General features: G+C 57.6%; 25 protein-coding genes. 23 read left to right on the top strand and 2 right to left on the bottom strand.

Annotated features, from left to right (window positions below; translation table 11 throughout):
• Positions 1–3: 3 nt before the first annotated feature.
• The 8 genes from HMPREF9162_RS07610 (at position 4) to HMPREF9162_RS07575 (ending at position 8,585) form a co-directional block, all read left to right on the top strand.
• Positions 4–978, top strand: a complete 975-nt coding sequence (locus HMPREF9162_RS07610; RefSeq protein WP_009752791.1) for a sugar phosphate isomerase/epimerase — start codon at positions 4–6, stop codon at positions 976–978.
• Positions 979–1,091: 113 nt separating this feature from the next.
• Positions 1,092–2,201: a PAS domain-containing methyl-accepting chemotaxis protein gene (locus tag HMPREF9162_RS07605; protein WP_009752811.1), complete on the top strand. Its 1,110-nt coding sequence runs from the start codon at positions 1,092–1,094 to the stop codon at positions 2,199–2,201.
• A gap of 185 nt (positions 2,202–2,386) precedes the next feature.
• A complete protein-coding gene (locus HMPREF9162_RS07600) occupies positions 2,387–4,135 on the top strand; it encodes an FAD-dependent oxidoreductase (RefSeq protein ID WP_009752786.1) in 1,749 nt (582 codons plus the stop codon).
• A gap of 9 nt (positions 4,136–4,144) precedes the next feature.
• A complete protein-coding gene (locus HMPREF9162_RS07595; RefSeq protein WP_009752851.1) occupies positions 4,145–4,675 on the top strand; it encodes a cytochrome c3 family protein in 531 nt (176 codons plus the stop codon).
• A 172-nt stretch (positions 4,676–4,847) separates the two neighbouring features.
• A complete protein-coding gene (ahpC, locus tag HMPREF9162_RS07590) occupies positions 4,848–5,429 on the top strand; it encodes an alkyl hydroperoxide reductase subunit C (protein ID WP_009752802.1) in 582 nt (193 codons plus the stop codon).
• 72 nt (positions 5,430–5,501) lie between these two features.
• A complete protein-coding gene (locus HMPREF9162_RS07585; RefSeq protein ID WP_009752903.1) occupies positions 5,502–7,133 on the top strand; it encodes an FAD-dependent oxidoreductase in 1,632 nt (543 codons plus the stop codon).
• A gap of 113 nt (positions 7,134–7,246) precedes the next feature.
• Entirely contained in the window at positions 7,247–7,780 is a 534-nt protein-coding gene (gene rbr / locus HMPREF9162_RS07580) for a rubrerythrin (RefSeq protein WP_037350416.1), read from the top strand.
• Between the two features lie 103 nt (positions 7,781–7,883).
• On the top strand, positions 7,884–8,585 hold the full coding sequence (locus tag HMPREF9162_RS07575) for a thiamine phosphate synthase (RefSeq protein WP_009438955.1): 702 nt from the start codon (positions 7,884–7,886) through the stop codon (positions 8,583–8,585).
• A 10-nt stretch (positions 8,586–8,595) separates the two neighbouring features.
• On the opposite strand, the gene HMPREF9162_RS07570 is transcribed toward HMPREF9162_RS07575, so the two are convergent.
• On the bottom strand, positions 8,596–9,459 hold the full coding sequence (locus HMPREF9162_RS07570) for an NAD(P)-dependent oxidoreductase (protein WP_009752900.1): 864 nt from the start codon (positions 9,457–9,459) through the stop codon (positions 8,596–8,598).
• Positions 9,460–9,618: 159 nt separating this feature from the next.
• On the opposite strand from HMPREF9162_RS07570, the gene HMPREF9162_RS07565 reads away from it, so the two are divergent.
• The 10 genes from HMPREF9162_RS07565 (at position 9,619) to HMPREF9162_RS07520 (ending at position 21,155) form a co-directional block, all read left to right on the top strand.
• Positions 9,619–11,229, top strand: a complete 1,611-nt coding sequence (locus HMPREF9162_RS07565) for an MBL fold metallo-hydrolase RNA specificity domain-containing protein (RefSeq protein ID WP_009438960.1) — start codon at positions 9,619–9,621, stop codon at positions 11,227–11,229.
• A 12-nt stretch (positions 11,230–11,241) separates the two neighbouring features.
• The gene (locus HMPREF9162_RS07560; RefSeq protein WP_009657481.1) at positions 11,242–11,466 is read left to right on the top strand and encodes a hypothetical protein; all 225 of its coding nucleotides are present in this window, start codon (positions 11,242–11,244) and stop codon (positions 11,464–11,466) included.
• Between the two features lie 9 nt (positions 11,467–11,475).
• Positions 11,476–11,775: an XRE family transcriptional regulator gene (locus HMPREF9162_RS12790; protein WP_009752837.1), complete on the top strand. Its 300-nt coding sequence runs from the start codon at positions 11,476–11,478 to the stop codon at positions 11,773–11,775.
• A 292-nt stretch (positions 11,776–12,067) separates the two neighbouring features.
• Complete coding sequence (locus HMPREF9162_RS07550) at positions 12,068–16,354, top strand: 2-hydroxyacyl-CoA dehydratase (protein WP_009752792.1); 4,287 nt, start codon at positions 12,068–12,070, stop codon at positions 16,352–16,354.
• Positions 16,355–16,556: 202 nt separating this feature from the next.
• On the top strand, positions 16,557–16,907 hold the full coding sequence (locus tag HMPREF9162_RS07545; RefSeq protein ID WP_009752814.1) for a LysM domain-containing protein: 351 nt from the start codon (positions 16,557–16,559) through the stop codon (positions 16,905–16,907).
• Between the two features lie 95 nt (positions 16,908–17,002).
• Positions 17,003–18,922, top strand: a complete 1,920-nt coding sequence (thrS, locus tag HMPREF9162_RS07540) for a threonine--tRNA ligase (RefSeq protein WP_009657454.1) — start codon at positions 17,003–17,005, stop codon at positions 18,920–18,922.
• A gap of 190 nt (positions 18,923–19,112) precedes the next feature.
• The gene (infC, locus tag HMPREF9162_RS07535; protein WP_009438947.1) at positions 19,113–19,679 is read left to right on the top strand and encodes a translation initiation factor IF-3; all 567 of its coding nucleotides are present in this window, start codon (positions 19,113–19,115) and stop codon (positions 19,677–19,679) included.
• Positions 19,666–19,863, top strand: coding sequence for a 50S ribosomal protein L35 (rpmI, locus tag HMPREF9162_RS07530; RefSeq protein WP_009349006.1), 198 nt, complete (start codon positions 19,666–19,668; stop codon positions 19,861–19,863). Before infC ends, rpmI begins: the two co-directional genes overlap by 14 nt.
• A 54-nt stretch (positions 19,864–19,917) precedes the next feature.
• Positions 19,918–20,271, top strand: a complete 354-nt coding sequence (gene rplT, locus HMPREF9162_RS07525; RefSeq protein ID WP_009349004.1) for a 50S ribosomal protein L20 — start codon at positions 19,918–19,920, stop codon at positions 20,269–20,271.
• A 50-nt stretch (positions 20,272–20,321) separates the two neighbouring features.
• Complete coding sequence (locus tag HMPREF9162_RS07520; RefSeq protein ID WP_009752861.1) at positions 20,322–21,155, top strand: RNA methyltransferase; 834 nt, start codon at positions 20,322–20,324, stop codon at positions 21,153–21,155.
• Between the two features lie 89 nt (positions 21,156–21,244).
• Here HMPREF9162_RS07520 and trxA read toward each other — a convergent pair whose 3' ends face one another.
• Entirely contained in the window at positions 21,245–21,556 is a 312-nt protein-coding gene (gene trxA / locus HMPREF9162_RS07515) for a thioredoxin (RefSeq protein ID WP_009349002.1), read from the bottom strand.
• A gap of 235 nt (positions 21,557–21,791) precedes the next feature.
• Here trxA and HMPREF9162_RS07510 point away from each other — a divergent pair, with 235 nt between their 5' ends.
• The 5 genes from HMPREF9162_RS07510 (at position 21,792) to pheS (ending at position 26,767) form a co-directional block, all read left to right on the top strand.
• Positions 21,792–23,483 carry a bifunctional diguanylate cyclase/phosphodiesterase gene (locus HMPREF9162_RS07510; protein ID WP_037350410.1) on the top strand — a complete coding sequence of 564 codons (1,692 nt, stop codon included), beginning with the start codon at positions 21,792–21,794 and terminating at the stop codon, positions 23,481–23,483.
• Positions 23,483–23,974: a preQ(1) synthase gene (queF, locus tag HMPREF9162_RS07505; protein WP_009657491.1), complete on the top strand. Its 492-nt coding sequence runs from the start codon at positions 23,483–23,485 to the stop codon at positions 23,972–23,974. The genes HMPREF9162_RS07510 and queF overlap by 1 nt, the downstream gene beginning before the upstream one ends.
• Positions 23,974–24,801 carry a pyridoxamine kinase gene (locus HMPREF9162_RS07500; RefSeq protein WP_009752863.1) on the top strand — a complete coding sequence of 276 codons (828 nt, stop codon included), beginning with the start codon at positions 23,974–23,976 and terminating at the stop codon, positions 24,799–24,801. Before queF ends, HMPREF9162_RS07500 begins: the two co-directional genes overlap by 1 nt.
• A 163-nt stretch (positions 24,802–24,964) precedes the next feature.
• Complete coding sequence (locus tag HMPREF9162_RS07495) at positions 24,965–25,624, top strand: TatD family nuclease-associated radical SAM protein (RefSeq protein WP_009438956.1); 660 nt, start codon at positions 24,965–24,967, stop codon at positions 25,622–25,624.
• Positions 25,625–25,738: 114 nt separating this feature from the next.
• Positions 25,739–26,767: a phenylalanine--tRNA ligase subunit alpha gene (gene pheS / locus HMPREF9162_RS07490; protein ID WP_009657490.1), complete on the top strand. Its 1,029-nt coding sequence runs from the start codon at positions 25,739–25,741 to the stop codon at positions 26,765–26,767.
• Positions 26,768–26,777: the final 10 nt, after the last annotated feature.

The raw sequence follows: 26,777 nt of genomic DNA, 5'->3' as shown, positions 1-26,777 counted from the left end.
GAAATGGTGCAGCTCATCAATGTTTCAAGTGCGGACTGCGACATCTGCAATCTGCCGGGCGGAACGCCGCAGGGCGTGGAGTCTCTTTTGCAGCGCTATGGGCTTGACGGCATTGAGTTCATGGTCTGCGATGCAAAGGACACAGGGCTTTTTCCCCGACGCATCGTGCGCGGCGTTCATCTGTGGTTTTACCCCTCTTGGATGCATTTTTGGCACGGCAATGCAGAGCTCCTTGCACGCGACTATTCACCCGAGCAGGTGCGCTGCATCTTCGGTGACTCGCGCGAGGAGTGGCTGACGCGCTTTCGTGATAACTTCCGCGTCGCGGGAGCGTGCGGGGCGGAGTACGCCGTCTTTCACGTTGCGCACACGGGGCAGGGCGAGATCTTTTCGCGCAATTTTTTCTACGACGACAGGGATGTCGTCGAGGGGACGATCGAGGTTGTGCGCGAGCTCGTCTCGGCGCTGCCGCAGGACTGTATGCTGCTCTATGAAAATCTCTGGTGGCCGGGGCTGACCTTTCGCGATCCCGTGCTTGCCGCGCGTCTCATCGAGGAGACACCGCATGAGCACACGGGCTTCATGCTCGACACGGGGCATCTCATGAATACGAACTGGGATCTGCGCACGGAGGAGGAGGGCGTCGACTATGTGCTCGATACGATCGAGGGGCTTGCACGATATGACAAGGAGCTAGCCGAACGCATCCGTGGGCTGCACCTGCATCAATCGCTCTCGGGGGCGTATGTGCGCACAGTGCAGGAGGCGGCGCGGCGCGGCGAGATGCCGGAGCACCCGACGCCGCAGGAGTCCATCGACTATGTGCTGCGCATCGACCGGCACGCGCCGCTCCATACACCGCGTGCGCGAGAGATTATCGACCGCGTGCGCCCGCAGTGGCTTGTCCATGAGTTTATCCCCACGGATACGACGGATTGGAAGGAAAAACTCGCGGCGCAGACGGCGGCGATTCGGTGATGACTGTGTGATAAAATATTAATTGTCTTATAAAGAGCCTTTTCATATATGGTGTTCTATGGTACAATCTCTGAGAGAATGGGATGAGACTTTTGTCGTATGGAGGGATAAGAATGGTAGGAAAGAATGCGGAGACGGCGCCGGAGATCGGCGGTGACGGGATCTCTGCAGTGATTGATCACCTTGTTGCGGGACATGAGAAGAATGAGCTGTTCGAGAAGGTATCCGGCGGCACGCCATATGCGGCGGAGCTGAACGAATTGATCGTGTGCGTCAACGAGGAGCTGGAGTATCAGCGGTTCCGGCTGCGTACGGTGAACGAAGCGGTGCACTCGGGCATGTGGTACATGAAGATCAATGCGGACTTCAGCATCGCGTATGCCATATGGTCGGACGAGTTCCGCCGCATGATCGGGTTCAAAGGAGAATCAGATTTTCCGAACAAGGTGGAGTCATGGAGCTCGCGTCTGCATCCGGAGGATGTGGATCACACGATCAGCTCGTTTACGAAATGCATTAAGGATCTGAGCGGTCACACGCCGTACGATGTGGACTACCGGCTCAAGGTGCATGACGGCAGCTATCGCTGGTACCATGCGTCCGGCAACGTTGTACGCGATAAGAACGGACATCCCGAGGAGATCATCGGCGTCTTTGTCGATATTGACGCGGACAAAAAGAATAAGGAATCCTTGGAACAGAGTACGCAGAAGAAAGAGCAGTTCTACAAGGAACTGGGGACGATGCTGAGCAGTCTCTACGCATCCATCGACGGCATCACGGGCAGTGTGAGCGAGACGACGGAGCAGACCGTCGAACTCTCGGGCGTCCAAGAGGAGATCACAAAGGCTGCCGAGGATGCCTGCGGGCAGACGGAGAACACGCTCAAGATGACGGAACTCATCATGAATATCTCCAAGCAGACGAATCTCCTCGCACTCAACGCATCCATCGAGGCGGCGCGCGCAGGCGAGGCGGGGCGCGGCTTTGCCGTCGTCGCCGAGGAGGTACGCAAGCTCGCGGACAGCAGCCGCGACGCGACGGCGAAGATCGTGGAAGCCCTCGGGTCGATGCAGACGGCGACGAACAACATCGTCGATAAGATCAACTCGATCAGTCAATTGATCGAAAATCAGGCGTCGAATATGAAGGAGATCAGCGCTTCCGTCGAAGAGGCGAAGGCGATGTCGAACAACATCGAGGAGCTTTCGCGGAATCTCTAAGTATAAGACTTTTGCAGGGGCTGTAACGAAATTGTGTTTTTGACACGTTTGTTGCAGCTCTTTTTTGCGCACGTTACAACAAAAAAGAGCTGGTCGATAAATAAAAAATATGGAAAAATACGGTTGAGTTTATGCATCTGCGCTCCTATAATAGAGAATAACAGGAACAGAAAGGAGCGGATACGATGGACAGCGAAAAGAACGGGACGCTCAGCCGCAGGAATTTTCTCAAGGGAAGCGCGCTTGCCTTTGGCGGTTTTATCGCTGCGCCCGCCCTGCTCGCGGGATGTGGGGAAAATCCGAACGATCGATTGATCCCGCCTTCGCCTCCGGCGGCGCCGCCTCCTCCGCCCGCATGGCTCGGCACGGCTCCCGAGATTCCGGATGGAAAGATCGCCGAGGAACGCGTCGCCGATGTGGTAATCGTCGGCGCGGGACTTGCCGGCCTGACCGCCGCGCGTGCGGCATCGGAACACGGCGCGTCGGTTCTCGTCATGGAACGGGGAAGCACATGGCAGTGCCGCAGCGGGCAGTACGGCACGATCGGCAACCGCTATCAGCGGGAACTCGGCATCACGTTCGACAAGAACGAAGCGATTCTCGAGAACATGAAGCAGATGGGCTATCGCTCGGATCAGCGCATGTGGAAATACTGGGCGGATCACAGCGGCGAGGATTTTGACTGGATGCTTGACCTTGCGCCCGCCGTCCATCTGATGAAGGAAACGGACACGGAGCTTGACCGCACGAAGATCAATCTCATGATGATGCACTATCCGCTGCCCAAGGGATACAACCGTGCAGAGGAGAACAGCCCGACCTATCCGACGGTCATGACGCTCCTGCCGAGTCAGGAACCGCTCCTCACGCTCGTCTATGAGAAATGCCTTGCGCAGGGGTGCAAATTCATCTTTGCGACGCGCGCGCAAAAACTCATCCGTGAGGACGGGGACGGGCGCGTCACGGCGGTCGTCGGCGAGGACATTCACGGAAAATTTGTCAAATGCACGGCGCGCAAAGCGGTTGTCCTCGCGACAGGAGACTACGGCAACAACAAGGAAATGATGTCGTATTTCGTGCCGTGGGCGGTCGATTACCTCAACGTCTTCCCGAATCGTGACGCATGGGACAGCCCCACGAATACGGGTGACGGGCACAAGATGGCGGCGTGGGTCGGCGGAAAAATCGAGGATGGACCTCACGCCCCCATGATTCACACGCTTGGCGGTCCTCTGGGCGTGGACGCTTACCTGTTGCTGAACGACGACGGGAAGCGGTTCGTCAACGAGGACATTGGCGGACAGCAGCTCTCCTGCGCCATCTATCGGCAGCGCAGCGATTATGCGTGGCAGATTTTCGATGCGAATTTTCCGGAGCAGCTCGGCGCGATGGGCGTCTCGCACGGCAGTGTGAACCACTGCGTCCCCGCCGCGGAAAATCCGAAGCTCCCGCCCGACTGCCAATGGGCGATCGGACGAACATCCTATACCTCCGTGGAGGATGTAGAGAAAACGCCCGGGCTCGTGCGCGCGGATACGCTCGAGGAGCTTGCCGCCGCGCTTGCGCCCGAGCGCCCCGCCGTACAGCGCACGATCCTCTCGGAGATCGCGCGCTACAACGCGCTCGCACATGCGCATCTCGACACGGACTTCGGCAAAGCATCAAAGCGGCTCTTCCCGATTGAAAAGCCGCCGTTCTATGCAGGAAAGATGCTCGGCGGCGCGCTCCTCGTCAATATGGGCGGACTGACGGTGAACCCGGAGGACGGCAACGTACTCGACAGGGGTTATCACGGCATTCCGGGGCTGTACGCCGTCGGCAACACACAGGGCGGGCGGTTCGTCGGGGACTATCCCGTCGTGACGGCGGGTGTCAGTCACGCCTTTGCCCTCGTGTACGGGCGGCTCGTCGGCAACGTCGTCGGCAAACTTTGAGGAGGGAGTATGATGCGATTCTTATCCAAACTCAAACGTCCGCGCGTGCTCTTGCTCCTCGTCATCTGCGCTGCGGCGGCAGGATTCGGCACGTTCGCGCTGCTCTCCGCGGTGAGCGCCAAGCCCGCCTTTTGCGCGACCTGCCATAACATGCAGCCCGAATACGACAGCTTCACACACGACGGCTATCTTGCGAAGGCGCACGCGGACATGGGCGTGACCTGCCACGACTGCCACGAGCCGACGATTGCGCAGCAGATGAAGGAAGGATGGCTCTTCGTCACGGGCAATTACGAGAACCCCATGCCGAAGTACGGCTTCAAGAACGAGCAGTGTCTTTCCTGTCATGATTTCGAAGCGGTAAAGCGCACGACCGCGCACTACGGCAAGGAGAACCCGCACGATCCCGTCCATCTCGCCGGGAACGAGAACCCGCAGCAATGCATGGACTGCCACAGTATGCATCACAAACAGTCGGCGAAGAAATGCAGCGCCTGCCATCCCGTGAGCTGGAAGCTCGACGCGAGCTGGGAACAGTGAGCGCGGAACGGGACAATTTATCTATATGTAGATATAAACAAAAATAATTATTAAAAAGGTGAAAATATTAGTTGACAGGATACGTCTGCGGTGCTATGATAATTCCAACAAAAGGACATACCCAATCGGTCGGCATCGGCGCGGTTGGTTCAGCACAAAAGGAGGATGTTCAATGTCTCAGATCAATAAGGAAATCAGTGATTTTAAGGTAGACGCGTTCCAGAAGAAGGAAGGCGCCGCACAGGGCGAGTTCAAGCAGTACACGAAGGCAGACCTCAAGGGCAAGTGGAGCGTGTTCTTCTTCTATCCGGCGGACTTCACGTTCGTATGCCCGACGGAGCTTGCGGATCTGCAGGAGCAGTACGCGGAGTTCCAGAAGCTCGGCTGCGAGATCTTCGGCGTCTCCTGCGATTCGCACTTCGTTCACAAGGCATGGCATGAGAGCTCCGAGCTCGTCGGCAAGCTCACCTATCCGATGCTCGCGGATCCGACGGCGAAGCTCGCACGCGACTTCGACGTCTACATCGAAGAGGACGGTCGTTCCGAGCGCGGCACGTTCGTCGTGAACCCCGAGGGCAAGATCGTTTCCTACGAGGTCAGCGCAGGCAACGTTGGACGCAACGCCGCAGAGCTTATCCGCAAGGTGCAGGCGCTCCAGTTCGTCGCTGCGCACGGCGATGAGGTTTGCCCCGCACGCTGGAAGCCGGGCGAAAAGACGCTGAAGCCGAGCTTCGATCTCGTCGGCAAACTCTAAGACGCTATATAGGGCACTTTGCGAGGGCGCTCGTAAAGTGCTTTTTTTCTATGAAAAGACAGGGGTGTACGGATGGACAAAATGTATGATGCGGTCATCGTCGGCGGCGGCCCTGCGGGACTCTCCGCCGCAATCTACCTCGCGCGTGCCAAATGCAAGGTGCTCGTCGTCGAGAAGGAAAAAACGGGCGGGCAGATCACCATCACCGCCGATGTCGTCAACTATCCGGGACTCGGGAAGATCAGCGGCGCGGAGCTCGCCGCGCAGATGGAACAGCAGGCGCGCGGATTCGGCGCGGAGTTCCTGTCCGCCGAGGTCATCGGGCTGAAGCTCGACCAAGACGTCAAGGAGGTCGAGACGACCGCAGGCACTGTCGAAGCGCTCAGCGTCATCCTCGCGACGGGCGCGAATCCGCGCAAGGTCGGTTTTGCAGGGGAGAAGCAGTTCCAAGGACGCGGCGTCGCGTACTGTGCGACCTGCGACGCGGAGTTTTTCACGGGGATGGATATCTTCGTCATCGGCGGCGGTATGTCGGCGGTGGAGGAGAGTATGTTCCTCTCGCGCTACGGCAGATCGGTCACGATCCTCGTGCGCGGCGACAAGTTCCGTGCGCCGCAGACGGCGGTGGACGCGCTCGCGAAGTATGACAACATCAGCGTGCGGTTCAACACCGTCGTCGATGCCGTCGGCGGCGAGACGATGCTCTCCTATGCCGATATCCGCAACGATGTGACGGGCGAGACGCAGCATTTCACACCGAAGAGCGGCGAGACGTTCGGTGTCTTTGTCTTTGCGGGGTATGTGCCGAACACAGCGCTGTTCCGCAATCTCGTCGCACTGAATGAACAGGGCTACATCATCACGGATGAGCGACAGGAGACGAATGTCAAAGGCGTATTCGCGGCGGGCGACGTCTGCATCAAAGAGCTGCGCCAAGTCGTGACGGCGGTCTCCGACGGTGCGGTCAGCGCGGTCGCGGCGGAGCGTCATGCGGCGGCGCTGCATGACCGCCTGCATCTGCCCGCGTTCTCGCGTCCCGAGGTCGATACGGCGCGCCTTGAACAGCGCAAGAACTCGATCGAAAAAGATGCGGCGGAGGGGAACGAGACGAATTTCATCTCCGCGGAGATCCGTGAGCAGCTCGCTGCGGTGTTCGAGAAATTCGCCGCCCCCGTGAAGGTCGTCGGTCACTACGACGGCGGCGATCTCTCGGCGGAGCTGCGCGGCTTTATGGAGGAGTTCGCGGGGCTGACGGACAAAGTGACCTATGAGGCGAAGCAGGATGCCATAGGCGAACCGGGCGTCGAGTTCCTGCGCGCGGACGGCACGTCGAGCGGCATCACGTTCCACGCGGTGCCGGGCGGGCACGAGTTCAACTCGTTCATCCTCGCGCTCTACAATGTCGCGGGACCGGGACAGGAACTGCGCCCCGAGACGCAGGAAAAGATCGCGCGCATCACGAAAGACGTCGATGTGAAGGTGCTGATGTCGCTTTCCTGCACGATGTGTCCCGACGTGGTGGCCGCGGTGCAGCGCATCGCGGCGGCGCGTGAGAACGTCCGCGCGGACATCTATGACATCCGCTATTTCCCGGAGCTGAAGGAGAAGTACAGCGTCATGAGCGTTCCCTGCATGATCGTCGGGGAGGATCTGCACTTCGGCAAGAAGAACATCGACGAGATCGCCGATATCCTGGCAGGATGACGCCGCGCTCGCACGCCCCTGAGCAAGGCGTGTTTCCTTTGAAAAAGGGACGACTGATGTTTGCCGGTATCCATATGTTTTTGTGTATGTATTTTAGCAAAGGAGAGTCCATCATGGAGCTGAAGGGTTCACAAACGGAGAAGAATCTTTGGGCGGCGTTTGCCGGCGAGTCGGAGGCGCATACGAAGTACCTGTACTACGCGTCGCAGGCGAAGAAGGACGGTTACGTTCAGATTTCGGACATCTTCAACGAGACGGCGGTCAACGAGAAGGCGCACGCCAAGATTTGGTTCAAGCTTGTCGCCGGTATCGGCGATACGAAGGCGAACCTTGCCGCCGCGGCCGCGGGAGAGAACGAAGAGTGGACGAGTATGTATCCAGAGTTCGCACGCGTGGCGCGTGAAGAGGGGTTCGACAAGATCGCCCGTCTCTTCGACGCGGTCGGCAAGATTGAGCAGAGGCACGATACGCGCTATCGGATCCTTCTCGAAAATGTCGAGGAGGGACGCGTGTTCAAGCGCGATGAAAAGATCATCTGGCAGTGCCTGAACTGCGGCTATGTCTGCGAGAGCCCGCAGGCGCCGATGAAGTGTCCGGTCTGCGAACATCCGCAGTCGTTCTTTCAGCAGGTTGTGCAGAACTACTGAGGCGTGAGATGGATTTTTGCGCTCTACCGTGATTTCCAACCATATGAAAAGGAGCTGTTACACACGTTCGTGCAACAGCTCCTTGTTTTTGAGGAGAACGTATATGTCCATGCGAAAAAAATTCGATCTGTCCGCGTACCTCGTGATCGGCCCGGAGAATACGAACGGGTGCCCCGTTGCGCGCGTGATCGCGGAGGCCGTGCGGGCGGACTTTACCTTCGTTCAGATTCGGTCCAAAACGGCCGAGGCGCGGGAGCTCATTGACCTTACGCGTGCGGCGGCTGAGATTATCGCGGCACAGGAAAAGTCCGAGCGGGTCGCGCTCGTCGTCAACGACCGTCTCGACGTTGCGCTTGCCGCGCGGGACGCGGGGATAAAGGTGGACGGCGTCCATGTCGGACAGAGCGACATTCCGCCCGAGATATGCCGGAAATATTTGGGCGAGGATGCCGTCGTCGGCCTCTCCGCGCGGACGTCTGCGCTCATTGACTACGTGCGCGCGTGCGATACCTCCTGCATCGACTACTTCGGCGCGGGGCCGCTGCACCCGACGGCGACGAAACCCGATGCGGGGCGGGATGCGGCGGGGCATATCGTGACGCGCAGCCTCACGGAACTCTCCGAGCTGCACCGCGTGAGCCCCCTGCCCGTCGTCGTGGGCGGCGGGGTCAAGGCAGGCGATCTGCCCGCTCTGCGCGCTGCGGGCGTCGAGGGATTCTTCGTCGTCAGCGCCGTGGCATCCGTCGCGCATCCCTTCGCCGCCGCGGATGAACTTGTACGCACGTGGCGCGCAGCAAGATCATAGGTACGGCAGTTTATTTCTCGTAGTATTTCAGGAGACTCTGCGTTCCTTCCGCGCCGAGCCCTTTGTCCTCGAGGGTGCGGGCCTCTTCGAGTACTTGCCTTAGAACGGGAAGCGTGAGACCGCGGGCGCTCCCCGTCTCCACGCCGATATTCATATCTTTGATGAAGTGTTTGAGCATAAAGCCGGGGTCAAAATTGCCGTCGAGCGCCATGCGCACCATATGGGACATCTGAAAACTCGCCGCCGCGCCGCCCGAGATGGAGGCAAAGACCTTTTCGACGTCCAGTCCCATTGTTTTCGCATAGGCAAACGCTTCGCATGCGCCCGCCAGCGCACCCGCAATGGCGATCTGGTTCGCCGCCTTGGTCTTTTGTCCCGCACTCGCCGCGCCCTCGTAGATGATGTTCGACCCCATCGCGGCAAAGACGGGGCGCATCGCGTTGAACGCGTCTTCGTCTCCGCCGACGAGGATGTTCAGCGTGCCGGCGCGCGCGCCCATATCGCCGCCCGTGACGGGGGCGTCGAGCGCATAGATGCCGCGGTTTTTCGCCTCCTCGTAGATGCGCGCGGCGAGCGTGGGGGAGGAGGTCGTCATGTCCGCGGTGTACGCCCCCGGCGCGAGATTGTCGAGAATACCGTCCGCACCGAGGTATAGTTCCTCGACATCGGCGGGGTAGCCGACAATCGTGATGACCACGTCCTGTCCCTTCGCGCACGCGCCCGGCGTATCGCAGTAACGCGCGCCGCGCGCGACGAGCGCGTCCGCCTTTGATTTCGTACGGTTGTAGACGCTCAGCTCGTAGCCCGCATCCATGAGATGCCCCGCCATGGGCGCGCCCATCAGCCCGAGGCCGATAAATCCGATCTTTTTCATCAGGTATCCTCCTTTTCGTCTCCGGTTCGTCCTGCATTCAGTGTAACAGGCGGGCGGGGAACTGTCTACAAAATCCTGCGGAACGGCAGGATTTTTTCATTTGATTTCGAATGTTATAAGACAAGACGAAGGCAGAATCAAAGCGAAGGGAGCATCCATATGCGGCTGGAATTTCTAGGGGCGGCGCACGTTGTCACGGGATCGTGCTATCTACTCCATACGGGCGATCGCAAATATCTTGTGGACTGCGGCATGTATCAGGGGACGCGCCGTCTGCGCGAGATGAACTATGAGCCGTTCCCGTTCAACCCTGCGGAGATCGAGGCGATCTTTTTGACGCACGCGCACATCGACCACTGCGGGCGCATCCCACAGCTCGTACGCGAGGGATTTCGCGGGAAAATCTACGCGACCAAGGCGACCTGCGACCTCGTGCGCATCATGCTCCCGGATTCGGCGCACATCCAAGAGAGCGACACGGAGATCATGAACCGCAAGAACGCACGCCGCAGCGAGGCGCCGGTCATGCCGCTCTACACGCAGGCGGATGCCTTTGCCGCGCTCGAGCACTTCGAACCCGTGCCGTATCACGGCATGTTGAACGTAGACGACCTGCATCTGAAATATTACGATGCGGGGCATATCCTCGGCTCTGCGATTCTCGAGATGACCGTGACGGAGAACGAACAGCAGACGAAAATCGTATTTTCGGGCGATCTCGGTCAGCCCAATCAACCCATCCTGCGCGATCCCGAGCCGATCGCGGGCGCAGATTTCCTGCTCGTCGAGTCCACCTACGGCGACCGCGTACACCGCGACTACGATAAGGAAACGGCGCTCCTCGAGGTCATCCGCGACACGATGGATCGCGGCGGCAACGTCATCATCCCGTCCTTTGCCGTCGGCAGAACGCAGACACTGCTCTATTATTTTTACCGTCTCTGGAAGGCGGGACGGCTCGACGGCGACATCCCCATCATCATCGACAGCCCGCTCGCGATACAGGCGACGCGCGTATTTCTAAGCAACTACGAGGACTTTGACGAGGAGTCAATCGCGTTTTTTGGGAAAAACGGCAAGATTCCCGCGTTCCCTCAGGTGCGCATCGCCGAGTCCGCCGCGGACTCGCGCGCGCTGAACTCCGCCGAAGGCTCGGCGATTATCCTCTCGGCCTCCGGGATGGCGGATGCGGGGCGCGTCCTGCATCATTTGAAACACAATCTATGGCGTCCCGAATCGACCGTGCTCTTCGTCGGCTATCAGGCGGAGGGGAGCCTCGGGCGGCGGCTCGTCGACGGCATCAAGCGCGTGCGCGTCCTCGGCGAGGAGATCGCGGTCAAGGCGCAGATCAAGATGCTCGACGGATTTTCTGCGCACGCGGATGCGGAGCAGATCGTCGACTGGATGCGCGCGCTCACCGCGCCGCGCCCGGCGAAGGTGTTCCTCGTGCACGGCGAGGGACACGCGCAGGAAGCGCTGCGCGAACGCATCAACGAGGAACTAGGGCTCGAGGTCTATGCGCCCTTCCTCGGCGATGCCGTAACGATCTCAGGGCGCAGCGCCATCCTCATCCCCTCGCAGAGCGCCGCCGTCTCCGTCGAAGCGGAGATGGAGGACGTCATGCGCGACTTCGACGCCGAGTACCGGCAGCTGCGCAAGGCGATCATCCGCACCGTCGTTCGCCACCCGCAGCTCATGGAACCCATCATCCGCACCATGCAAAAGGCGCGCACCTACTTCAAAAAACTCGCCGCACCGTATCAAATCTAAAGGGATAAAACCATGAAAATGACTGAACAATATCGTGCCGAGATCGAAAAAGCAAAAGAAGCATTAAGAGACATCAAAGAGCGTGGCGATGAGGCGATCGGCGCATCGTGGGAAGATGTGAGAGAGCAGCTTTTTTCGCCGGAAGAACGAGCCGTCTCTGATTTGCGCGTTGCTCGGATACTCGAATTGATACATGCGCGCAAGGAAAAAGAAGTCGGTTCATCGTACAGCATCTAAGGAAAAATAATGAAAATGAGTAAAGAGTACGCCGAAGCGATAGCACAGGCAAAAGCGAACTATCAAGACGCGTTAGAACGCGGCGAAGCTGCCAACGGCGGAGATGTATTGGCGTATATGGATTCCATTTTGACGCCGCAAGAAATAGCGGAAAGCAATCTGCGTGTTGCGCTCATCGGCGAACTGATCAAAGCAAGAGAAGAGAAAGGAATCAGTCAAAAGAAACTCGAAGAGCTCAGCGGCGTCCGGCAGCCGTCATCGCGCGCATGGAACGGGGATATACCAGCCCGCAGATCGACACGCTGTTAAAAGTGCTCGCGCCGCTCAGGAAAACCCTCTCAATCGTACCGCTGCCGACCGCATAACTACATCCAGACAAACGGAGACGCCCGCCGCACCGATGCACTGCGGGCTTTTTTCATGCTAATGTTCTTGTATACCCTCCATATATGTATTAATTGCATGAAAATATCAATATCTTGTATGTGAGGATGTGTCTCATACACTTGCATAGTTCTGACAAATACGTTAAAATAGGGAAGCCTAAAAAGGGCTTTCCTATTTAATATATATTAAGTGATAGTAATACACTGTACTTAGTATGGATATGACAGGTGGTGTTACATTGGAATCCCCATTTCGTGTTGGGGTGGACGTCGGATCGACGACGATCAAGCTGGTCGTGCTGGGCGAGGAGCATGAGATCCTCTACAAGAACTACGCGCGCCACTTCTCGGAGATCGGCAGAGCCCTACAGGAAAACCTCACGCAGCTCAAGGAGATCGTCGGCACGTCGAAATTCTCGTTCGCGCTGACCGGCTCGGCGGGCATGGGCATCGCACAGCGTATCGGACTGCCGTTCGTGCAGGAAGTCGTCGCGTGTGCCTCGGCAGTGCGCCGTCTCATCCCCGAGACGACGACCGCAGTGGAGCTCGGCGGCGAAGATGCGAAGATTACCTATTTCGGCGACGCGCCGGAGCAGCGCATGAACGGTGTCTGCGCGGGCGGCACGGGATCGTTCATCGATCACATGGCGTCGCTCCTCTCGACCGATCCCATCGGGCTGAACGCACTCGCCGAGAAGGGCAAGCGCGTCTACGCTATCGCTTCGCGCTGCGGCGTATTCGCCAAGACTGACATACAGGCGCTCATGAATGACGGCGCGGAGAAAGCGGACATTGCACTCTCCATCTTCCAAGCGGTCGTCAACCAGACCATCGGCAACCTCGCGCAGGGACGCCCCATCGACGGCAATGTCGCATTCCTCGGCGGACCTCTGCACTTTCTCCCCGAACTGAAAAGACGCTTTATCGAGACATTGAAACTCGACGCGGATCACGTCGTCGATGTGGATTACGGCAATTATTTCGTCGCGGTCGGTGCGGCGCTCTCGGATGATGCCCGGGCGATTGATATGCGGGAGATGCAGGAGTGTATTGCGCGTGCGGAAGAGGCGGCGGCAGCCGAGACGCGGACAGCGGACTTTACACTGTTCCGCGATGCGGCGGACTACGCCGCGTTCAAGGCGCGACATGACCGCGACAAGGTAAAACGTGCGGAGCTTGCGGACTACCGCGGCGCGATCTGCATCGGCATCGATGCAGGCTCGACGACGACGAAGCTCGTCGCGATCGGCAGCGACAAGCAGCTCCTCTACACGTCCTACGGCAGCAATCACGGCTCGCCGCTCCAATCGGTCATCAGCGCCCTGCGCGAGTTTTACGCCGTTATGCCCGAGGGTGCGCATATTGCGGGGGCAATGACGACGGGCTACGGCGAGGCGATCGTCAAGGCGGCGCTCCACGCGGACGGCGGCGAGGTCGAGACCTTTGCCCATCTGCGCGCGGCGCAGGAGTTCTGCCCCGATGTCAGCTTCGTGCTCGACATCGGCGGTCAGGATATGAAGTGCTTCTTCGTGCAGGACGGCAGCGTCGGCAACATCACGCTGAACGAAGCGTGCTCGGCGGGGTGCGGCTCCTTTATTCAAAATTTCGCCGAGGGACTGCATCTGACGCCCGGCGAGTTCGCGGCAAAGGCGATTGATGCTAAAGCTCCCGTGGATCTCGGCACGCGCTGCACCGTCTTTATGAACTCAAAGGTAAAACAGGCGCAGAAGGAAGGCGCGGAGGTCGCCGACATCTCGGCGGGCATTGCTCTTTCGGTCGTTAAGAATGCGCTCTTTAAGGTCATGCAGCTCAAGGACGTATCGACCCTCGGCGACAAGATCGTCGTGCAGGGCGGCACGTTCTACAACGACGCCGTTCTGCGCTCCCTAGAAAACATCCTCGGCAAGGACGTCATCCGCCCCGACATCGCGGGACTGATGGGCGCATACGGCGCGGCGATTCTCGCGCTCGAGACGGGGACAGAGACGTCGACGCTGCTCGGCGCGGAGCAGCTCGGGAATTTCGAGACCAAGACGAGCTCTTACCGCTGCGGCAAATGCGGGAATAAATGCCTCATCACCATGCAGCAGTTCCCGAACGGCGAGCGCTACTTCACGGGCAACCGCTGCGAGCGCGGCATCGGCGGCGAAAAACACGAGGAGGACGCGCCGAACATCTACAAGTTCAAGTACCGCCGCGTGTTCAAGCATTACAAATCGCCTGCAGACCCGCGCCGCGGCAAGATCGGCATTCCTCGCACGCTCAACATGTACGAGGACTATCCGTTTTGGTTCACGTTCTTTGACACGCTCGGCTACGGCGTCGTTCTCTCCGGGAAATCCTCACCCCAGCTCTTTTATAAGGGCATGGCGACGATCCCGTCGGACTCGCTCTGCTATCCCGCGAAGCTCGCGCATGGGCACATCGTCGACCTCGTCGAAAAGGGCGTCACGACGATATTCTACCCCTGCGAGCCGCACAATATGGACGACAAGCCCGGCAGCGGAGCGAACAATTTCAACTGTCCGATCGTCGCGTCCTACGCCGAGAACATCCGCGGTAACATGGACATCCTGCGCGAGAAGAATATTCGCTTCCTCCAGCCGTTCCTCCCGATCAACGACCGCAAGCGCATGATCGAGCGTCTGACGGAGGAGTTCGGCAAGATCGAGGGCATCGGCAAGAAGGAGATCGCCGCCGCCGTGGACGCGGGCTACGCCGAGATCGCGCAGTACCGGCAGGATGTGCGCGATTACGGACAGCAGATCCTCGACCGCATCGAGAAGACGGGCGAGCATGCGATTCTCCTTGCGGGGCGTCCCTATCATGTCGATCCCGAGATCAACCACGGCATCCCCGAGATGATACAGTCGTACAAACTTCCCATCCTCTCCGAGGACGCGGTCTACCATATCCCCGTGCAAAAACGCCGTCTGCAGGTCGTCAACCAGTGGAGCTACCACGCGCGTCTCTACCATGCGGCGCAGTTCGTCGCGGAGCATCCGAACGTCACGCTCATCCAGCTCAGTTCGTTCGGCTGCGGACTCGACGCCCTCACCACGAGCGAGGTGCGCGAAATTCTCGAGTCGCACGAGCGCATCTACACGATGATCAAGCTCGACGAGGTGTCGAACCTCGGCGCGGCGCGGATTCGTCTGCGCTCGCTCATCGCCGCGCTCGCACGCCGCGAGACGCCCGTTTACCACGAGGCGCCCGTCATCGAGCGTCCGCGCTTTACCGAGGACTGCAAAAAGACGCACACCATCCTCGCCCCGCAGATGGCGCCGATCCATTTCGACCTGTTCCAAACGACCATGCGCAAGCACGGCTACAACGTCGTCATCCCGCCGATGCCGGACAAAGCGGCGATCGACATGGGACTGCGCTACGTCCACAACGACATGTGCTATCCCGCGATCGTCGTCATCGGACAGCTCATCTCCGCGCTCAAGGCGGGGATGTGCGATGCCGACCACACGAGCATCGCGCTCTTTCAGACCTGCGGTGCATGCCGCGCGACGAACTACCTCGGCGTCCTGCGCAAGGCGCTGCGCGACGCGGGATTCCCGAACGTCGCCGTCTTTGCCGTGCGCGGACTCCCGGAGGAGACCGATTCGTTCTCGTTCAGCCGCGAGATGATGGTCGACGCGGTGAAGGCAGCCGTCTACGGCGATCTCCTGATGAACGTTCGCAACCGCATGATGCCGTACGAGCGCGTCAAAGGCGCGACGCAGGCGGCATTTGACAAATGGATGGCGCGCGCTAAGGACGAACTCGAGCACGGCAATATCTTTAAGTTCCGCCGCACGGTGAAGGACATCGTGCGCGACTTCGACCATATCCCCATCGACGAAAATCTTTGGAAGCCAAAGGTCGGCATCGTCGGCGAAATCCTCGTCAAGTACCACCCCGTTGCGAACAACGACATCGAGACCGTACTCATGAACGAGGGCGCGGAGGTCATCATGCCCGATTTTATCGACTTCTTCCTCTACTCCGCGTACGACCCCATCGCGCAGCACAAACTGCTCGCGGGCTCGTATAAGGATAGGCTCTTCGGACGCATGTTCATCAAGGTCATCGAGTTCTTCCGTGCCCCCATGCGCAAAGCACTCGAATCGAGCCGCCACTTCCGCCCGCCGCAGTCCATCGACCACACCGCCGAGCTTGCCGCGCGCCATGTCAGTCTCGGCAACATGGCGGGTGAGGGATGGTTCCTCACGGGCGAGATGGTCAAGCTCATCGAAGAGGGCGTCCCGAACGTCATCTGCCTCCAGCCGTTCGGCTGCCTGCCGAACCACATCACGGGCAAGGGCGTCATGCACGACCTGCGCAAAGCCTATCACGGCGCGAACATCACCGCGATCGACTGCGACGCAGGCTCGAGCGAGGTCAACCAGCTCAACCGCATCAAGCTCATGCTTGCAACGGCGAAAGAGCGGCGTCCCGAGAATGCTGCACCTGTAAAAGAGCATAAAGCTGCGGCAGAGTACACGTACTGAAATATCATAGAGCGACAGCATTGACGTGAAAGGCGTTTTTGCAGCCGCTCTTTTTATTTTTCAAAAACATGTTTCACGAACAAAAAAACGCGAAAAATATGTTCCTAAAACTATTGACCGAACAGGTTTTCTGTGATATATTATGTCCGAACAAAAGTTTTGGGAATATATATGCGAAAATAATCCGGACGGAGGGATATCTATGAAACGCATCGGTCTTACACTCAGCCTTTTTACACTCATATGGATGGTCGTATCGTCGCTTCATCTGACGAATCCCTATCTGCGCTCGTCAGAGTTCATGGAGATCTCGGTGGAGAGAGGCGACAGCGTCTGGACGATTGCACGCAAGTACACGACAAAGGAGAGCATGGCGCAGGAGCTCGAGGAAGCCATCATCGAGATCAATGGGCTGCCGCCCAATGCCGCGCTCTATGCAGGACGCCGTCTGCGCATTCCGATGATTGATCCGCCCGAGCAGCTGCAGGCAATGGCGGAGCATAAATCCCTTGACACACCCGCGTATGCGTCTTATAATGGCGTTACCAAATAGGGTGGAATTATAACGGCCTTGTCCCTAGCGGGATAGGATTTCCTATCCCACGGGGCAGGGCTTTTCTTGTATGCATATTGGGAGGAGAGCGTTCTATGGTAAAGCTGACACTGCCGGATGGATCTGTTCGCGAGGTGGAGCACGGAACGACATTACTGGACGTCGTGAAACAGATGAGCAATTCGCTCGCGAAAAAAGCACTGGCGGCAAGCCTCGACGGCAAAACGGTCGATCTCATGACGCCCGCGACGAAGGACGCGGCGTTTCAGGTACTCACCTTTGAGGATGCGGGCGGCCGGCTTGCTCTGCGCCATACCTGCTCGCACATCATGGCGCAGGCGGTGAAGCGTCTCTATAAAGATGCGCATGTGCAGCTCGCGATCGGTCCTGCGATCGAGAACGGCTTCTACTATGACTTTGACATGGAGCACCGGCTTACGGATGCCGATCTGCGCGACATCGAAAAGGAAATGAAGAAGATCGTCAAGGAGAATCTCAAGCTCGAACGTCGCGAGATTCCGCGCAGCGAAGCGATCGCCTACTTCAGGGAGAAGGGTGAGAACTATAAGGTCGAGCTGATCGAGGATCTGCCCGAGGACGTGACGATCTCGACCTATACGCAGGGGGAGTTCACCGATCTGTGCGCAGGGCCTCACGTCCTCTCAACGGGCAAGGTCAAGGCGTTGAGGCTCCAGAGCATCGCGGGCGCGTACTGGCGCGGCAGCGAGAAGAATAAGATGCTCCAGCGCATCTACGGAACGGCGTTCGAAAAGCAGGAAGAACTCGACGCGTACCTCCATATGCTTGAGGAAGCGGAAAAGCGCGACCATCGGAAACTTGGGCGCGAGCTCGATCTCTTTAGCCTGCATGAAGAGGGACCCGGATTCCCGTTCTTTCATCCGAACGGCATGATCCTGCGCAATGAACTCCTGAACTACTGGCGCGAAGTGCATCGCCGCTACGGGTACAGTGAAATCAGCACGCCGGTCATTCTCAGCCGTAAACTGTGGGAGACGTCCGGTCACTGGTTCCACTATCGCGAAAATATGTATACGACGCAAATCGACGAAGAGGACTATGCGATCAAGCCGATGAACTGCCCCGGCTGTATGCTCGTCTATCGCTCGCAGCTCCACAGCTACCGCGACTTGCCGCTGCGGCTCGCCGAACTCGGTCTCGTCCATCGGCATGAGCTCTCCGGTGCACTGCACGGACTCTTCCGCGTGCGGAACTTCACGCAGGACGACGCGCATCTCTTCGTCACGCCGGAGCAGATCGAGGGCGAGATTCAGCACACGATCGACCTCTTTGACGAGGTCTACCGCACGTTCGGGCTTTCGTACAAGGCGGAGCTCTCCACGCGCCCCGACGACTCGATGGGTTCGGACGAGATGTGGGAGCTGGCGACAAGTGGTCTGCAAAAAGCGCTCGAGAACCGCGGTCTCGATTACATCGTCAACGAGGGCGACGGCGCGTTCTACGGGCCGAAGATCGACTTCCACCTGCGCGACTCGATCGGTCGTACATGGCAGTGCGGCACGATCCAGCTCGATATGAGCCTGCCGGAGAAATTCGATCTGACCTATGTCGGCGAGGACGGAGAGAAACACCGCCCCGTCATGCTCCATCGCGTGGTCTACGGGTCGATTGAGCGGTTCATCGGTATCCTCATCGAGAACTTCGCGGGAGCGTTCCCCGTGTGGATGACGCCCGTGCAGGTACGCATCCTGCCCATCACCGAGCGCCATGCAGAGTACGCAGAAGAGCTGCGCAAGCGCATGTTCGACCGCGGCATCCGCGTAGAAGTGGACAACCGCAACGAAAAGACGGGGTATAAGATTCGCGAGAGTCAGGTCAAAAAGACGCCCTACACGCTCGTCGTCGGCGATCAGGAGCAGGAATCCGGTACCGTCGCCCTGCGCAAGTACGGCGAGAAGGACAGCACGGTCATGTCCGCGGACGACTTTATCGCGTTTGTAGAGAAAAAGATCGCCGAGCGCTCGCCCGAGTATTGACAACAACGGTAAATTGTGATAACATGCCTTTTGTTGAAAGCAGAAGCCACCGCTTCTCACCTGCGGGCAAAGATGTCCGGCGGGTCGATATGGAACTTTTTAGGGTGGCTTTATGCCGCCCTTTTCTATTGCCGGATGGCACTGCGGTGCATCCAAAACAGGAGGTGTTCTTGCCATAAGCAGGGAATCTTTGCGAATCAATGAGGAAATCCGAATCCGCGAGGTGCGTGTCACCGGTGCGGCGGGGGAACAGCTCGGCATTATGCCGACGATCGAGGCACTTCGCATGGCGGAGGAACAGCATCTTGATTTGGTCGAGGTTGCGCCTAACGCAAGACCGCCCGTCTGCCGCATCATGGACTTTGGGAAATTCCGCTATGAGCAGCAGAAACGCGAGAAAGAAGCGAAAAAGAAGCAAAAGACCATCAGCATCAAAGAGGTCAAGCTCCGTCCGAACATCGACGAGCATGATTTCAATGTGAAGCTGAAAAATGCGCTTCGCTTCGTCGAAGAGGGCAACAAGGTCAAAGTGACGATCATGTTTCGCGGAAGAGAGCTCTCCCATCCGGAACTCGGGCGCGTGGTTCTGGACCGCGTCTCCGAGCGGATGGGAGACCTCGTGAGCATCGAGCGCGGGGCAAAGCTGGAGGGGAAGAACATGACCATGATTCTCTCCCCGAAGGCGCAGAAGCCCGCCAAGGCGTCAAAGCCCGCGAAGCAGGAAGATAAAGGAGGAAACGACGATGCCAAAAATTAAGACGCGCCGCGCAGCTGCAAAGCGCTTTACCGCCACGGGGAGCGGCGAGTTCCGCCGCAACAAGGCATACAAGAGGCACATTCTCGAGAAGAAGTCCCCGAAGCGCAAGCGCAATCTGCGCAAAGCAGCGCTCGCCGATACGTCGGATTACAAGCGTATCCGCAAGATGCTCCCCTACGCATAATTGGGGCATATATGAAAACCCAAGTCTGATGGGTAGGAAACAGGAGGAATCGCAATGCCAAGAGTAAAGAGCGGTGTCACAGCGCATCGTCGTCATAAAAAGATCCTAAAGCTCGCCAAGGGCTACCGCGGCGCACGCAGCAAGCAGTTTAAGAAGGCCAATGAGACAGTCATGAAGGCGCTCTATTACGCCCGCCGCGACCGCCGTGCGAAGAAGGGAACGTTCCGACGTCTCTGGATCGCGCGTATCAATGCCGCTGCACGTGCGAACGGCATATCGTACAGCCGTCTGATCGCAGGCCTGACGAAGGCAGGCGTCGAGGTCAACCGCAAGATGCTCGCCGATCTCGCCGTTGCAGATGCGGCTGCATTTACGCAGCTCGTCGCCGTGGCGAAGGAAAATCAATAAGACGGGAGTGCGTTCGATGAGTCGATAGATTCATCGGACGCTTTTTTAACATGAAAAAACTTGAACGCATCACAAGCAAATCCAACAGGCTTGTACGCCTTGCCCACGCTGTTGTGCATATGCCGAAGCGAGCGAAAAAAGAAGGGCTCTTCGCGGTGGAGGGGCTGCGCCTTGCCGAATCAATAATGCAGTCCGAGTGGCGCATACGCTTTGCGTTCTTTACCGATCGCGGCGGTGAAAGCCTGGCTGCCGCACAGCTCGTCGAGAAATTGTGTGAGCGGAGGACGCCTGTCTATCTTATTTCAGATGAACTATGTGCCGAGCTCTCGGATACCGATACGCCGCAGGGGGTTCTTCTCATTGCAGAACGTGATCCGGGTACACCGTTGAAGAGGTTTATGCGGCCGTGTTCCAATGAGCCTCATCCTCTTTATGTCGTTCTTGATCGCGTGCAGGATCCGGGGAATGTCGGAACGATTCTGCGCACGGCCGTTGCTGCGGGGGCAAGTGGAATTGTCCTCCTGCGCGGCTGCGCGGATATTTACAATAATAAAGTTGTGCGCGCGGCGATGGGCGGTCTTTTTTATATGAATGTTGCTCAGGGCGTCGAAGAAAAAGATTTTTTGCAGTGGGCGCAAGAGCGGTCGCTGAACCTTTACGCTGCCGCATGTGATGACATGGCGCAGGAACATATTCATACGGATTTCACCAAAACGACCGCCGTTGTATTTGGGAATGAAGCGAACGGTGTGTCGTCTGCGATTCTTGCACGTGCGCGGCGTGTCTATGTCCCCATGTTTGGACCGGTGGAATCGCTGAACGTCTCTGCTGCGGCTGCGGTGATTCTTTATGAGTGTGTTCGCCAGCGCATATTTGTTGAATAAAGATATAGGGCTGCTGCATAAACACATTGTGTCCTATGCAGCAGCCCTTTTTGTTGTATGCGTCAATTGGGGGGCGTATCGTATGGGGATTATTTGGGCAGGAAGGAAAGCACCCTTTCTCTCGAGACAAGACCGATGGATTCGTTTATAATCTCTCCGGAATCAAAAAATAGGAGGGCAGGGAGACTCATGATACCGTATCTTTCGGCGATATTCGGAGCGTCGTCCACATTCAGCTTGCAGACCTTAATATTCGGGTACTCATCTGCAATTTCCTCCAAGATCGGCGCCAGCATCCGGCAGGGCGTACACCACGACGCCCAAAAATCGACGATCACAAATTTCTTGTCCTGCAAAACCTCGGCATCAAATGTCTCCTCCGTCAATTCAATAATACCCATAAGTGAGCCTCCCTTAGAATACGATTTTATGTTCCGTTGTTTCCATCATATCAGAGAATACATTTTTTTCAAGGTTTTTGTAAAACTTTTTAGGAAAAAGGCTTAATTATATACTTTTATTAATATCCGGCAAGGGGATATGCTGTTGAACGGTTGCATGAAGCGGCGATCCGTAATATAATAATGAGAAATAACTATGGGTATCGGTTCGGGATAGAAAAGCGAGGCAGGATTTATGAGCGGGAAGAAGAGGATCACGTTGAGCCCCGTGCTTAAAGAGCATAAATTCATCTACGATTTGATGAAAAATACGACCTCTGACTACGCATTTATGATGGATCCGGTGGAGGGCATTTTCCTTGCCTCACCTAGTTTTGTGCAGGCATACGATCTCCCCGCGGAGACGCTCGAGAATATCAGCGGAGTTCTTGGGCCCTTTGTTTATATGCAGGATCGTAAGCCTCTCGCTTCGCTCTTTGCCTCGGTGAACAGCCTGACCGAAGGCAGGGAGCGGCAGCTTGATTTCCGTATGCGCGACGCAAAGGGGAATCTCTCGTGGCTGCGTCTCAAAGGAAAGATTGGTCTTGCGAAAGACGGCACGCCGAATCTCTTTGCCGGAACGATCAGTCAGCTCGCACGGCGCAACTCTGCAGACTCCGTAACGGGGCTTCTCAACCGCTATCAGTTCGTCGAGGATCTGACGGCGGCACTTCGTACGGCACGCGAGACCGGCGGGGGCGGGGGTCTCCTCGTTATGGGCGTTGATAATTTCCGCACGGTCAACGAAGCGTTCAACCACGAGGTCGGCGATATTATCCTGCGTCAGATCTCGGAGCGTATTCTGCAAAATATTCCGCGCGGACTCTCCCTTTATCGCCTCGACGGTGATGAGTTCGGACTCATTTACCCCGATGCGGACGAGGAGATGCTGACGGAGTTCTTTATCCGTGTGCAGCGCGAGTTTGCACATCCACAGGTCTACGACGGGCGGCAGTACATCGTGACTGTCTCTGCGGGCATGGTGTTCTATCCGCAGTCCGCGCGCGATCCGCTCATCCTGCACAAATACGCGCAGGCGGCGCTCGACGCTGCAAAGTCGGGCGGGAAGAACCGGCTCAGTGCGTTCTCAAAGGAAGTCTATAACCGCTGGCTGCGCTCCCTGACGATACAGGAGCAGATCCTTCAGGATGTCAAGGCGGGCTGCCGGAACTTTGAGCTTTACTTCCAGCCGCAGGTGGCGGGAGACGACCGGCATATCGTCGGTGCGGAGACGCTGCTCCGCTGGAAGAACAGCAAGGGCCGCATGGTTGCGCCGATGGAGTTCATCAAGATTCTTGAGGAAACAAAGACCATCGTACCTGTAGGCCGTTGGATCTTTGAACAGGCGCTGCGTACGTGCAAGGAATGGCGGCGGAGCATTCCAAATTTCAGCATGAGCGTCAATATGAGCTATGAGCAGATTAAGGATCTATCCTTCCTCGAATTCATTGACGACTGTCTGAAGCGGCACGATATGCCGCCCGATTCCGTTGTCCTCGAGCTGACCGAGAGCAAGATCGTCGGCGATATGAAATTTGTCAACGCGCGGTTTGACGCGTTTCGCAGTCACGGTATCAAGGTGGCGATGGACGATTTCGGAACAGGGTATTCCTCGCTCGCTTCACTGAAAAATCTCAACTGCGACATCGTAAAAATCGACCGCGCATTCGTCATTCGGATTCTTGAAAATCACTTCGATCAGAAACTCGTCGAGTATACGGTGGATCTCTGTCACAGCATCGGCATGACGACCTGCATCGAGGGGGTGGAGCGACCAGAGGAGTACGACTGTCTCGTAAAGATCTGCAAGACGGATACGATACAAGGGTATCTCTTTGGACGTCCGGAGCCGCAGGAGGCGTTTGAGAAAAAGTTCTTGGGGTTGTAATGGCAAGAGAAAAGACACAGGAAGGTTTGACACTGCTTGGTGAGCAGCGTACCGACTACGGCTACGACTATACGCCCGAGGTGCTGGAAACCTTTGCGAATAAACATACGGATCATGATTACTGGGTGCGGTTCAACTGCCCCGAGTTCACGACGCTCTGTCCCATCACCGGGCAGCCGGACTACGGGACGATTTACATCTCTTACATGCCCGCCGAGCGCATGGTGGAAAGCAAATCGCTGAAGCTTTACCTTGTCAGCTTCCGCAATCACGGGGATTTTCACGAGGATGTTGTGAACGTTATCATGCGCGATCTCATCGCGATCATGGCACCGAAGTACATCGAAGTGCAGGGCAAATTCCTCCCGCGCGGCGGTATCTCCATTGATCCGTATGCGAACTATGGCATCCCAGGGACGAAATACGAAGCGCTCGCATGGGAGCGTCTATCGCAGCATGACCGCGTCCCGGAACGCGTGGACAACCGCTGATGGCAGGGCAGAAGCGAATCGCCCTCATCAACGACGTCACGGGATTTGGACGCTGCTCGGTCACAGTGCAGCTTCCCGTTATTTCCGCGATGCGCGTGCAGGCATGTCCTCTGCCGACGGCGATTCTCTCCGTGCACACGGGATTCCCGCATCACTATCTCGACGACTATACCGAGCGTATGCGCCCCTATATGGAGAATTGGCAGGAGAACGGGCTGACCTTTGATGCCATTTTGACGGGGTTCCTCGGATCGGAGGCGCAGATTGACGTCGTGCTTGAGTGTATCGCACGGTTCAAGAGGCGGGAGACGATTCTCGTCGTCGATCCCGTCATGGGGGACAACGGCAAGCTCTATTCCTCCTATACGCCCGCGCTTTGCGTGAAAATGCGGCGGCTCATCCCGTATGCGGACGTCGTGACGCCGAACCTTACGGAGGCATGTCAACTGCTCGGGATTCCGTATCCTGAGGGCGGACGGACGGATGACGAGATGCTGGAGCGTATGGCGGCGGACATTGCAGCGATGGGACCGCGCGACGTCGTTATCACGGGACTGCACGCGGGGGAGCGGATCAAAACATATCTCTATGAATCTGGTAAAGGGCGTTCCTTTGACAACGAGAAGATCGGCCGCGACCGCTCGGGATCAGGCGACGCGTTCGCCGCAATCATCGCGGCATCACTCGTGCGCGGCATCCCCCTCGAGACGGGCGCACGCCGCGCGGCAGACTTCATCGGGCATTGTCTGACGTATGCGGAGGAGTTAAATTTGCCGTGGAATTGGGGGCTTCCTTTTGAGGAGTACCTCGCGGAACTTACAATGTGACGCGGGATTTTCGCGCCTGCCGTCGTCATGGAGGAAGCCCTCGTATCGTGGGCGAACCCGGCAAGTAATGCCTTTCAAACTTAATAAATATCGTGGGATCGGATACGCCGCGCGGCGCGTCCGATTCCTTTCTCATTTCTGTGTATCGTTTTAGGAGTATATTATGATCGTCTATGCAACGCATCGGGGAGGGCGTTATCTTCCTATAGAGGAGAGCCTGCGTGAGCAGCCGACAGGGAAGCGCAGTATCTATGTCAACATCACAAACGACTGTAATTGTGACTGCGTATTTTGCCTGCGCAGCATGAAGGAGATGGCGAAAGAATCCTCCCTCTGGGTGGAGCATGATCCGAGTACGGGGGAAATCCTTTCCGAACTGGAGCGGCTGCCGTGGGAATATGTCGGTGAGATCGTTTGCTGCGGATTCGGCGAGCCTCTGATGCGTCTTGAGACCGTGCTTGACGTCCTGCACTATGTGAAGGAAAATCATCCCGATGTACCGACGCGTGTCAACTCCAACGGGCTCGGGGAACTGGAGCACGGATGCGAATTTGCAGAGCGGTTCAAGGGGATTCTCGATACCATCTCCATCAGTCTCAACGCATCGAATGCCGAACGCTATCTCGCTCTTACGCGCTCGCAATTTGGCATACAGTCCTTCGAAGCGATGCTCACCTTCGCCGAGCACTGCAAGCCCTATGTGCCGAACGTCATCCTCACCGTTGTCGAAAAGGTCGAGGACGCGGAAGAGATCGCGCTCTGTCGTAAAATCTGCGAGGAGAGGGGCTTGACACTACGCGTGCGTCCCTATGAAGAGAGCTGAAGAAAGTAGATTTTTTCGTGTGAATATGATAAACTGGTTTTTGATAATTTTGCGATAGAAAACGGAGCATATATGCGAGATACCCACGGTTCCGTGCTGATACAGGAGGACGATATGGACGAAAAGATCAAAGAGCTGAGAGAGCGCGCCCGCACGGCGATTACGGAGAAGGCAACGTCGCTCGGAGAACTGGGCGATATCCGCGTAAAATTCCTCGGGAAGAAGGGCGAGCTGACGTCCCTCCTGCGCAGCATGAGCGCCCTCGTCGCCGAGGAGCGTCCGCGCATCGGCAAGATCGTCAACGAGGCACGCGAAGAGCTCGAGGAACTGCTCGCGGCAAAGTCCGAGGAACTCTCGTATCGGGAACTCGAGGAGCGCATGGCACGCGAGCGCATCGACGTGACGCTGCCGGGGCGTACGGGCGAGGTCGGGCATCTCCATCCGCTGACGATCACGCTGAACCGCATCAAGAAAATTTTCCTCAACATGGGGTTTACCATCGAGGAAGGCCCCGAGATCGAGACCGACTATTTCAACTTTGAGGCGCTCAACCTGCCGAAGGATCATCCTGCACGCGACATGCAGGATTCTTTCTATATCACCGAGGACATCCTGCTCCGTTCGCAGACGTCACCCGTGCAGGCGCGCACGATGCAAAAGAGCGAGCCGAACGCGCCGATCCGCATGATTGCGCCCGGGCGCGTCTACCGGCGCGACTCCTACGACGCGACACATTCGCCGATGTTCACGCAGGTCGAGGGACTCGTCATCGACAAGGGCATCTCCTTTGCCGATCTCAAAGGGATGCTTGAACTCTGCCTGCATCAGCTCTTTGATAAAGATGTAAAGGTGCGCTTCCGCCCGAGTTTCTTTCCGTTCACAGAGCCGTCGACTGAGGTTGATATTTCCTGTTCCTCCTGCCGGGGCGCGGGCTGCCGCGTGTGCAAGGGAACGGGCTGGCTCGAGATCCTCGGCGCGGGCATGGTGCATCCGAACGTCCTCTCCATGAGCGGCTACGACCCTGCGGTCGTCTCCGGCTTTGCGTTCGGTATGGGCATCGAGCGCATCGCGATGCTCGCGTACGGTGTGGACGACCTGCGCCTGTTCTACGACAACGACGTGCGGTTTTTGCATCAATTCTAAGGAGGCGTAA

The sequence above is a fragment of the Selenomonas sp. oral taxon 137 str. F0430 genome (assembly GCF_000183625.1).
Classification (GTDB): domain Bacteria; phylum Bacillota; class Negativicutes; order Selenomonadales; family Selenomonadaceae; genus Centipeda; species Centipeda artemidis.
This window is presented reverse-complemented; position numbering and strand designations above follow the sequence as displayed.

Bases quoted from the DNA above. Each gene is read 5' to 3' on its own strand.
- HMPREF9162_RS07610 (WP_009752791.1), top strand. From the start codon at position 4: ATGGTGCAGCTCATCAATGTTTCAAGTGCGGACTGCGACATCTGCAAT.
- HMPREF9162_RS07605 (WP_009752811.1), top strand. From the start codon at position 1,092: ATGGTAGGAAAGAATGCGGAGACGGCGCCGGAGATCGGCGGTGACGGG.
- HMPREF9162_RS07600 (WP_009752786.1), top strand. From the start codon at position 2,387: ATGGACAGCGAAAAGAACGGGACGCTCAGCCGCAGGAATTTTCTCAAG.
- HMPREF9162_RS07595 (WP_009752851.1), top strand. From the start codon at position 4,145: ATGATGCGATTCTTATCCAAACTCAAACGTCCGCGCGTGCTCTTGCTC.
- ahpC (WP_009752802.1), top strand. From the start codon at position 4,848: ATGTCTCAGATCAATAAGGAAATCAGTGATTTTAAGGTAGACGCGTTC.
- HMPREF9162_RS07585 (WP_009752903.1), top strand. From the start codon at position 5,502: ATGGACAAAATGTATGATGCGGTCATCGTCGGCGGCGGCCCTGCGGGA.
- rbr (WP_037350416.1), top strand. From the start codon at position 7,247: ATGGAGCTGAAGGGTTCACAAACGGAGAAGAATCTTTGGGCGGCGTTT.
- HMPREF9162_RS07575 (WP_009438955.1), top strand. From the start codon at position 7,884: ATGTCCATGCGAAAAAAATTCGATCTGTCCGCGTACCTCGTGATCGGC.
- HMPREF9162_RS07570 (WP_009752900.1), bottom strand. From the start codon at position 9,459: ATGAAAAAGATCGGATTTATCGGCCTCGGGCTGATGGGCGCGCCCATG.
- HMPREF9162_RS07565 (WP_009438960.1), top strand. From the start codon at position 9,619: ATGCGGCTGGAATTTCTAGGGGCGGCGCACGTTGTCACGGGATCGTGC.
- HMPREF9162_RS07560 (WP_009657481.1), top strand. From the start codon at position 11,242: ATGAAAATGACTGAACAATATCGTGCCGAGATCGAAAAAGCAAAAGAA.
- HMPREF9162_RS12790 (WP_009752837.1), top strand. From the start codon at position 11,476: ATGAAAATGAGTAAAGAGTACGCCGAAGCGATAGCACAGGCAAAAGCG.
- HMPREF9162_RS07550 (WP_009752792.1), top strand. From the start codon at position 12,068: ATGGATATGACAGGTGGTGTTACATTGGAATCCCCATTTCGTGTTGGG.
- HMPREF9162_RS07545 (WP_009752814.1), top strand. From the start codon at position 16,557: ATGAAACGCATCGGTCTTACACTCAGCCTTTTTACACTCATATGGATG.
- thrS (WP_009657454.1), top strand. From the start codon at position 17,003: ATGGTAAAGCTGACACTGCCGGATGGATCTGTTCGCGAGGTGGAGCAC.
- rpmI (WP_009349006.1), top strand. From the start codon at position 19,666: ATGCCAAAAATTAAGACGCGCCGCGCAGCTGCAAAGCGCTTTACCGCC.
- rplT (WP_009349004.1), top strand. From the start codon at position 19,918: ATGCCAAGAGTAAAGAGCGGTGTCACAGCGCATCGTCGTCATAAAAAG.
- HMPREF9162_RS07520 (WP_009752861.1), top strand. From the start codon at position 20,322: ATGAAAAAACTTGAACGCATCACAAGCAAATCCAACAGGCTTGTACGC.
- trxA (WP_009349002.1), bottom strand. From the start codon at position 21,556: ATGGGTATTATTGAATTGACGGAGGAGACATTTGATGCCGAGGTTTTG.
- HMPREF9162_RS07510 (WP_037350410.1), top strand. From the start codon at position 21,792: ATGAGCGGGAAGAAGAGGATCACGTTGAGCCCCGTGCTTAAAGAGCAT.
- queF (WP_009657491.1), top strand. From the start codon at position 23,483: ATGGCAAGAGAAAAGACACAGGAAGGTTTGACACTGCTTGGTGAGCAG.
- HMPREF9162_RS07500 (WP_009752863.1), top strand. From the start codon at position 23,974: ATGGCAGGGCAGAAGCGAATCGCCCTCATCAACGACGTCACGGGATTT.
- HMPREF9162_RS07495 (WP_009438956.1), top strand. From the start codon at position 24,965: ATGATCGTCTATGCAACGCATCGGGGAGGGCGTTATCTTCCTATAGAG.
- pheS (WP_009657490.1), top strand. From the start codon at position 25,739: ATGGACGAAAAGATCAAAGAGCTGAGAGAGCGCGCCCGCACGGCGATT.